Below are 2,606 nucleotides of genomic sequence, written 5' to 3' on the forward strand. Positions count from 1 at the left end.
TCCATCGGGAACTGGTCGGTACGGTCGATCTCGGCCGCGCGCGGCGCCAGTTCGGCCTGCGCCCAGTTGCGCACGGTGTCGCGCAGCATCTCGATGTCTTCGCCCAAGTCGAATTTCAGGCCTGGCAGCTCGGTCGTTGCGATCATGGCGGTCTCCTGATGGAATCGGTCTTGTTGTTTTGTTTGCTTTGTCGTTTGTGGTCAAACGTGGTCCAGCGTGCGCACCACGCACAAGGTCATCAGCATGGTGGCCACCGCCTTGCGCACGCCGGCGGTCTCGCTATACACGTCGCCCTGCGCCACGATCAAGGTACGGCCGGGCTTGAGCACGCGGCCCACCGCCACCAGCCGCTCGCCCTGGGCGGGTGAGAGCAGATTGATCTTGTACTCGGCGGTCAGCCCGGCCTCGCCGTCCCCCACCATCGACAGTGCGGCGTAGCCGCACGCGCTATCGGCCAGCGCGCCGACGGCGCCACCGTGGAAGAAGCCGTGCTGCTGGGTCACGCCCTCGGACCACGGCATAGCGATCTCCACCTCGCCCCACATGACCCGCGTCAGCGCCGCGCCGAAGGTGGTCATCAGGCCCTGGCGGGAGAAGCTGGCGGCAATGGCATCCGCGCGCTCGGCGGACAACGGCGTGGCATCGACAGCTTGAGGCATGGGCTTTCCTTGTTTGAGAAGCTATTCTATTGACGTTTACGTAAACGTCAATCAAATCAAATACGGCAGCTGTAATAATGCCTCATCAGGCACTTTTCACGACGGTCGGTGGCACTTCGCACGCATGTGTCGCCAGCAACGCCCGGCACTGCCGCTCGTGTTGATCGATCTCGGCAAGCTGCGCCTGCAGGTCCTCGAGCTGGCGCTCCAGTGTGCCGCGGTGATGCGCCAGCGAATGCAGGAAGCGCTCCAGCTGCGGTGCGGTGTCTCGCGGCGATTCATACAAGTCGAGAATCTCGCGGATTTCGTTGAGCGTCAGCCCAAGTCGCTTGCCCCGCACGGTGAGCTTCAGGCGCGTGCGCTCGCGCCCGTTATAGACGCGCTTGCGCCCGGTCGGCCCTTCGCGCTCCGGTGACAGCAAGCCCTGGTCCTCGTAGAAACGGATCGCACGCGGCGTCACGTCGAACTCGCGGGCGAGATCGGTGATGGTGTAGGTTGGCGTGGCTGGCGAGTCTGGCATGGTGGCCCGGTAAAAAAGTGAACGGTCGTTCGGTATGGAATGAAGTTTTCGCTTAAGATGGAAAAAGCCCGCTCCTATTGACGTTAACGTTAGCGTCAAGCAAGGCTGCTGGCAACCGCGATATGCAACCGTGACAACGAGAAAGCCCGCCTGCGCGCGGCACCGCGCGCACAGGGCTTCAGACCCGAGAGACTCCTCATGAACGCACTCGAACACGAACTCCAATACCCGTTTGGCGAAACCCTGCCCGAAGGCGGCGCGCGGCAGCAGGTGGCGCCCGGCGTCTACTGGCTGCGCATGCCGCTGCCCTTCGCGCTGGACCACATCAACCTGTGGCTGGTGCGCGACCGCCTTGAAGGCCGCGACGGCTGGACCATTATCGATTGCGGCGTCACCAACGACACCATCAAGGCGCACTGGGAAACCGTATTCGCCAACGAGCTCGACGGCCTGCCCGTGCTGCGCGTGCTGGCCACCCACTGCCACCCCGACCACATCGGGCTGGCGCACTGGCTGTGCAAGCGCTGGGACGCCCGCCTGTGGATGAGCCTGGGCGACTACATGAACGCCCGCGTGATGGGCGGCGGCAGCGGCGTCGGCTCCAACGCCGGCGGCGACTTCGCGGCCAGCCACTTCGCCCGCCACGGCCTGACGGACCCCGACAGCCTGGAAAAGCTGCGCGCACGCAAGAGCTACTACCCGTCGCTGGTGCCCGACCTACCCACCCAGTACCGCCGCATGATGGACGGCGATACCGTGCATATCGGCACCGACCCGGCCAGGTCCGGCTGGCGAGTGATCACTGGCTTCGGGCACGCGCCCGAGCACGTAGCGCTCTACAACGCCGCCTTGAATGTGCTGATTTCCGGCGACATGGTGCTCCCGCGCATCTCCACCAATGTCAGCGTGTTCGACATGGAGCCGGAAGCCAATCCGCTCAAGCTATACCTGGACTCCCTGGGCAAGTACGAGCCGCTGCCCGAGGACGTGCTGATCCTGCCGTCGCACGGGCGGCCGTTCCGGAACCTGCATACCCGGATCCGCCAGTTGCGCGAACACCATGTGGAGCGGCTTGCCGAGACGCGGGTGGCCTGTGAGGAGAAGGCCTGCAATGCGCATGACATCGTTGGCGTGATTTTCAACCGGCAGTTTGATATTCACCAGATGACGTTTGCCATGGGCGAGGCGCTGGCGCACTTGCATGTGTTGTGGCATGCGGGGGAGGTGAGGCGGGAGGTTGGGGAGGATGGGATTGTTAGGTTTCGGGTTTAAGGGTACTGGTGGGTGTAGCCCTTGTTGTTGCTGCGGCGGCTGAAACCGCAACCGCAAAAACAACTTCAAATTCAATGACTTAACGTCAACTTCAACTGCAGTTTCACCACCCCTGCGGGGCGGCGACCTACTTTTTTGTCTTGCCAAAAAAGTAG

The 2,606-nt window shown here is 63.2% G+C and carries 4 protein-coding genes; 1 reads left to right on the forward strand and 3 read right to left on the reverse strand.

The annotated features are described in order from the left end of the window. From AC1Q7Q_RS40290 to AC1Q7Q_RS40300, 3 genes are all read right to left on the reverse strand, one after another. The coding region (locus AC1Q7Q_RS40290; RefSeq protein ID WP_492376833.1) for an acyl-CoA dehydrogenase family protein at positions 1-146 on the reverse strand (146 nt) is incomplete at its 3' end. 54 nt (positions 147-200) lie between these two features. Further along, positions 201-659: a PaaI family thioesterase gene (locus AC1Q7Q_RS40295; protein ID WP_492376830.1), complete on the reverse strand. Its 459-nt coding sequence runs from the start codon at positions 657-659 to the stop codon at positions 201-203. An 85-nt stretch (positions 660-744) separates the two neighbouring features. Continuing rightward, positions 745-1,179 carry a MerR family transcriptional regulator gene (locus AC1Q7Q_RS40300; RefSeq protein ID WP_492376831.1) on the reverse strand — a complete coding sequence of 145 codons (435 nt, stop codon included), beginning with the start codon at positions 1,177-1,179 and terminating at the stop codon, positions 745-747. Between the two features lie 198 nt (positions 1,180-1,377). Between AC1Q7Q_RS40300 and AC1Q7Q_RS40305 the strand changes: the two genes are divergently transcribed. Further along, positions 1,378-2,451: an MBL fold metallo-hydrolase gene (locus AC1Q7Q_RS40305; RefSeq protein WP_492376832.1), complete on the forward strand. Its 1,074-nt coding sequence runs from the start codon at positions 1,378-1,380 to the stop codon at positions 2,449-2,451. Positions 2,452-2,606 lie beyond the last annotated feature (155 nt).

Source organism: Cupriavidus sp. GW823-FHT07A04 (assembly GCF_058794615.1).

Bases quoted from the DNA above. Each gene is read 5' to 3' on its own strand.
- AC1Q7Q_RS40305 (WP_492376832.1), top strand. From the start codon at position 1,378: ATGAACGCACTCGAACACGAACTCCAATACCCGTTTGGCGAAACCCTG.
- AC1Q7Q_RS40300 (WP_492376831.1), bottom strand. From the start codon at position 1,179: ATGCCAGACTCGCCAGCCACGCCAACCTACACCATCACCGATCTCGCC.
- AC1Q7Q_RS40295 (WP_492376830.1), bottom strand. From the start codon at position 659: ATGCCTCAAGCTGTCGATGCCACGCCGTTGTCCGCCGAGCGCGCGGAT.